Annotated in this window: 5 protein-coding genes and 1 pseudogene; 3 read left to right on the forward strand and 3 right to left on the reverse strand. The window is 61.7% G+C overall.

Going from position 1 to position 5,151, the window contains the following annotated elements:
* Nucleotides 1–130: 130 nt before the first annotated feature.
* Nucleotides 131–691, forward strand: a pseudogene (locus FA743_RS19835) (transposase); the annotation flags it as partial.
* 314 nt (nt 692–1,005) lie between these two features.
* Nucleotides 1,006–1,626 (forward strand): hypothetical protein, encoded by a 621-nt coding sequence (locus tag FA743_RS19840; RefSeq protein ID WP_136887782.1) that lies wholly within the window; start codon nt 1,006–1,008, stop codon nt 1,624–1,626.
* Nucleotides 1,627–1,629: 3 nt separating this feature from the next.
* On the opposite strand, the gene FA743_RS19845 is transcribed toward FA743_RS19840, so the two are convergent.
* From FA743_RS19845 to FA743_RS19855, 3 genes are read right to left on the reverse strand one after another with little or no spacing between them, the layout of a single operon-like run.
* Nucleotides 1,630–2,727: a hypothetical protein gene (locus FA743_RS19845; RefSeq protein WP_136887783.1), complete on the reverse strand. Its 1,098-nt coding sequence runs from the start codon at nt 2,725–2,727 to the stop codon at nt 1,630–1,632.
* Nucleotides 2,727–3,746, reverse strand: a complete 1,020-nt coding sequence (locus FA743_RS19850) for a hypothetical protein (RefSeq protein WP_136887784.1) — start codon at nt 3,744–3,746, stop codon at nt 2,727–2,729. The genes FA743_RS19845 and FA743_RS19850 overlap by 1 nt, the downstream gene beginning before the upstream one ends.
* A complete protein-coding gene (locus FA743_RS19855; protein WP_136887785.1) occupies nt 3,743–4,477 on the reverse strand; it encodes a hypothetical protein in 735 nt (244 codons plus the stop codon). Before FA743_RS19855 ends, FA743_RS19850 begins: the two co-directional genes overlap by 4 nt.
* Nucleotides 4,478–4,646: 169 nt before the next feature.
* Between FA743_RS19855 and FA743_RS19860 the strand changes: the two genes are divergently transcribed.
* The gene (locus tag FA743_RS19860) at nt 4,647–4,991 is read left to right on the forward strand and encodes a hypothetical protein (RefSeq protein ID WP_136887786.1); all 345 of its coding nucleotides are present in this window, start codon (nt 4,647–4,649) and stop codon (nt 4,989–4,991) included.
* Nucleotides 4,992–5,151: the final 160 nt, after the last annotated feature.

The following is a 5,151-nucleotide window of genomic DNA, read 5'->3' on the forward strand; positions in this document are numbered from 1 at the left end:
CCCGATCCGTCACCAGCCTGACAGCCTCGATTTTGAACTCACGGCTAAACTTCCGTCTTGTCATATCCACTCTCCAGTTCCTTGGTCACGATCTTATCTTCGTGTCCACGAAACCGGCAGCAGCTCAGATCGCAATGCCGAGGTCGACTTTCGCGGCCAGAAACGATCTAACGCCACCCATGCGTCGGTCACCGACCCCGAGGCGCGGCTCTACAAGAAGTCGCCCAACACCGGTGCAAGCCTCTGCTTCATCGGCCATACGTTGATGGAGAACCGCAACGGCCTGATCGTCGGGACCGAGGTGACGCAAGCGGATGGTTATGCCGAGCGGTGAGCCGCTCTCGACATGATCCAACGGCATTCGCCAGGCTCGACCCGGCGGCTGACGCTGGCCGCCGACAAGAGCTACGACTGCGCGGAGTTCGTGAAGGACCTGCGCCAAGCCTGTGTCACGCCGCATGTTGCGCAGAAGGTGCGCTACTCGGCGATCGACGGCCGGACCACCCGGCACCCGGGCTACGCCGTGTCACAGAAACGCCGCAAGAAGATCGAGGAGCCGTTTGGTTGGGCCAAAACGGTCGGACCGATGGCACAGACCATGCTGAGGGGCATCAAACGGGTGGCCGCCCAGTTTACCCTGACGATGGCCGCCGGCAATCTCGCCCGACTGCCACGGTTGTTGGCCAGATGAGGCTGCGGGAGCAAACTGGGCGTCGGTCGGAGGGGCCGTGGTATCCGCCGTCAGTTCCCGGGAACCCAAGGAACGCCGTTCCTGATCAGCGACTAATTCAGTGGCCTGTTATTCGTCTAAGGAATAAGCTCTGGAAGGAGCCTTTTCACAAGCTACTTATTCTGGCAACGTTCCATAAATTATCCCTCGCCGACTGCCCGGATCACCCGATGTGCAACGACACCCAACTATGTGCCGCTTCTATCACTGCAGTGTGTCAAGCATCGAACCCGGACCCATGATCGCCTTGTCTCACCGGTTCGAAGAGGAACATCATGCGCCTGACCTCCCTGCTGCTGATTTGTCTTCCCTTTTTTGCATCGCCCATCATTGCTCATGCTGAAACACCCGAGGAATACGCCGCCCGGCTTGAGCAATGGCGGCAGGTCTGCAGTGATCCCAATCCCGACCTTGCTGCCGGTCATCTCCAATCTGCACTGGCCAGCAGCGATGCAGCAGCGCGAAAGATCTGCCTGCGAGCGACACTGAGTTCGGATAACGAGGATCTGCGGTCTACAGCGTTGCGACAGGTGGTTGGTACTTTGCCGCTGATCCGCTTTCGCGTCACCTTTCCCGAAGCGAGCGCAAATACCCTTGTCGCCCTGAACACGCAGAACGGACTTTTCTTTCGTGCCAAGGACGGCGATGCCGTCGCCGGCTCCGCGATCTGGCAGCCGCTACTGATAGACGGCACGACCCATGACGCTGCTAACGGCGAAGTGCATGTCTTTGGTTCCGAGATTATCTGGGCCGGCAAGTGGACCAGCACCGGAGGCGCCCAGAGATGGCAAGATTGCTCTTTGCGGACCGCCCTGAGCCAGGGGAGCAGGATTGCCGGTCAACTTGTCTGCGACGGTGGAGCGCCCTTCGCGGTCGAGGCCGACCTTCTGGACTGAGCCTTATTCCAAACTGATCCGACCGATAGCAGCGTTGCCGTCAACGCGCAGCCGCAGATCGAACGGACCGGTCCGGCCGACGCGGCAGGGATCAACGGCATCCGGGTATGTGACATGGCAGGTTCCGGTCAGCATCTGCCAACCGGCCCCAGGCCAGCGAATATCCAGCAGCGCCACGGACGGCGCGCCGCAATCCTTCGGCAGGCTGGCCTGCAGCCATTCCACCCGCTGCCCCGGTGGCACCGCAAGCATCAGATCGACCCTCCGCTCGCCGGGGGCGATGCCGAGCCGCCAGCAGCCGCCTTTGCCGGTGATCCGCTCAAGGGGGGCCGCTCCCGGGTCGAGCTGGCCGAGCAGCCCGCTAAGCGTCGCAACGACATCGGCGACCTCGGTCGGCGGGGCGGAACCGGCGACATGGGCCTCTACGATATCGAAGGCCGAGGCTATCCGATCGAAGCGCAGGGCGATCGCAGTAGCATCCGTCTTGTTCACCTTGAGAACCATGGCACCCGGATGAGCCTGTTCCTCATGGAACATAAGTGCCACTGATCCACTAAGTCCGCCGATCAGATAGCGGTTGTCCGACGAGTTCGACGCCCGCAGTAGCATCGTTGCGCCTTCATCGGCATCATTGGCCGAGCGGATGATCTCGACCAGAAACATTGCTGCACTGCCACCTTGCAGCGTGATCAGACTAAGCTGCCCGGTCTGTCGCAGCATGATCGCATACAGGCGCGGCGCCAGTCCAAGCCGCGAGTTGCATCCGCCCGGTGCCCGCGCGCCGGGTGCGACAGGGGCAAATGCCAGATCGCTGTGGCCAGCCGCAGCCTCGACTGCGCCTGGAACCGCCTCGACCGGGATCGGATCGAGGCTTTGTCCGCTGCGGCCCCGCCTGTCGGCGAAGACGAAGGGGAGAAGTTGCGGCTCTTCCTCGGGGCCGGCGACGTGCCGCGGCAGCGCGATCCAGCAGCGCCCGTCGCGGGCGGAACCGAACAGCCAGCCTTGCCCCCGCTTGCCGAAGCTGGCGTAAATTTCGACCGGCTCGGCGGTGGCCGGCATCGGGGCCAAGGTCATCAGGGCCAGCAGCAGGAAAAGGCGCATCAGCGATTCCCTCGGCTGCCCACGGCCAGTTGCCATGCCGCGATCAGGGTCGGGAAAAGGAAGATGAAGACCGCCAAGGCCGTAAGCAGCCGCATATTGACAGGATCGTTGACCGCCACCGCCAGCGTGCCAGCGGACACCGCGGTGACACCCCCCATTCCGGCAATCGTGATATCGGACGCGTTCGTGAGGGCATGAAGCGACATCCCCCGACCCTCGGGGTCTAGGGCGACCCAGCCAAAAACGGCCGGTTCGGCGGTAAAATCACGGGTGTCATCGGTGTCATGCCGTCCGAATTCGATTTGGCTGTTGCGTGGCACCTCGAAGTCGGCGTCCGGGACCGGAAAGATCGTAGGCGGCGATGTCCGGGCATGGGCATAGACCCGAATTGTGCCCCCATGCAGGTAGTTTCCGGGCGAGGGAAGATCTTCGACCTGGCTTCCCGGCAGGAAGACCTTGACCCTTGGAGTGGGCGCAGTTCTTTCCTGAACGACCCGCCCGACGCTGCCAGTCCCCACCACCGGCAGAGGTGCCATCGTAGTTAACGCCGCATGCGGCAGCGTGACCACGACGCTTTCCCGCGAGATGTCGCATTCCGGCTCGGCGTCGCGCATTACTGTCAGGAATGGTCCGGTCTGGCCCGGCGTGGGGGCATAGCGCAGCTTCAGGCTGCGAGGCTGCCAGATATATTCCACCAAGGTTCCGGCGGCCGGCGCCAGAAGCGCCGCTAGGGGGCCGGGCCCCAGTGGCACCGGCAGCGCGTCCTCGCTTCTCCCACTGCCTAGACTGTCACATTGGACCCGCCGACCCAGCCAGCCCTCGCGCACCACCACAACTGCGGTTGCAGGCCGCGAGACCTTGAACTGTACATGGTTGCTTTGCAAATCCAAGATCAGCGATGTATCCCGCTGGTCCGGAAGCCAAAGCCACGCGCCTATCGCCGCCGCAGCGGCCACCAGCCCCAACCAGGCAGGGATCAACAAGGGATGTGACAGGCCCCGAAGCAACGCGTTTTTCACTTCGGGCTTCCATAGCCGGGGATCACCATCAAGTGGGAAGTCGGTTCAGCCTGCAGCCCGTCATCGACCCATAATGCGAGGTGCAGCGTAGAGGGCGTAGTGCCGATCCGGGCCTTAACGCGGCAGGTCATCTCGAAGCCTATTGCCTGATCGGCCGTGACACGCATGCAGTCAGTCCGGCTGCCGTCTTCGGTGACGATCCAAGCGGCGCTGCGGCCAGCGATATTCACCTGCAGCAGCAAATCAGCCTCGCCGACGGTCAGATCGGGCTGGACACGGGGAAACAGCCGCATTTCACCGGATCGGCACTGGTTTCGATCGTCAGCGGCGGTGGCGATGACCGCGACGTCGTCATCCGCATACTGCTTCAGCTTTTCTGACAGGTGAGTAAAGGGGCTGAGTCGCGCGCCCTCCATGCCATCGGCATCGCTGGTCAGGGAATAGCGGGTGCGGGTGCTGTAACGCCCGTCACGGCTGACCGCCTGAAGACAAAGAACGATCCTTTCGGACGGAGTGGCGATCCAGATCTGGTCAGGCGGAAACGCCTCGGCAACCTGTCCCAGCAAAGCGCCGATGATCAGGCCACCACCGACATCGGCGCTGCCGCTGCTGTCGAAATGTTCGTTGATGTGGCCATCTACAGGTTCGGCGACTCGGGCAAGAGAAGCTTTCTGTGCGGAAGCCGAATATGATGCAAGAATGAGCAGCAGGCCTGGAAGCAGAGGGGACATGCGCATCGGAACAGCTCGAATCACTAACAAATGTTTTGTGAAAGCCAGTCTGAAGCCTGCCTGCTATGGATCAAGAACTTTCTAAGCTTTCTGAATATTCATCATGGTGCTGTCATGATCGCTGCAAGATACCAATCGGCGGCGTTGCGGCAGGAGAACGTGGCTATGGGTGGAAAATTTCCTGATGCCCGCTAAGCGGCTTTTGACAGACGCCCACGGCGCCACATTGCACGGCAGTCGAGGTAACGGCGAGCCAGACCGTAGTGGTCAATGCGGCCCAGATGCCAGCGCCAAACCGATCAGCACGAAGGCCACCCGCGATGCGCGGACGCCGAAGCTGAACACTGCGACCGCAGCCACCGCCAGCCCGGAAGCCGCCAGCGCAAATTGTGAAAGCCCGGTTTACTCGTATGCCACCATGCAGACGGTCACCCCGGCAGGCAAAAGGCCTGCCCCGGAAAAGGAAAGCGGGATCTTGGAATGGCTCATACAGGCTTTGCGCTTCGGTATGTGAACAGGAACGTAGTCAGTCGCTTTGGTCATTCTTCCTAGGTGTTTGATCCCACGGTTTGATGGTGCGATCCTTTCTGAGGAATGGAAGGAAGCATTATGGGCCAGGTTCGTCACGGAAGCGCCACGACCACGCACGCTGTCAGAGCTGCAATAATGAGGGC

Origin of the sequence: Paracoccus gahaiensis, assembly GCF_005048225.1 — a bacterium.
Classification (GTDB): Bacteria; Pseudomonadota; Alphaproteobacteria; order Rhodobacterales; family Rhodobacteraceae; genus Paracoccus; species Paracoccus gahaiensis.

Excerpts from the sequence above, each read along its gene's own strand:
- FA743_RS19855 (WP_136887785.1), bottom strand. The coding sequence starts at position 4,477 with ATGTCCCCTCTGCTTCCAGGCCTGCTGCTCATTCTTGCATCATATTCG.
- FA743_RS19845 (WP_136887783.1), bottom strand. The coding sequence starts at position 2,727 with ATGCGCCTTTTCCTGCTGCTGGCCCTGATGACCTTGGCCCCGATGCCG.
- FA743_RS19840 (WP_136887782.1), top strand. The coding sequence starts at position 1,006 with ATGCGCCTGACCTCCCTGCTGCTGATTTGTCTTCCCTTTTTTGCATCG.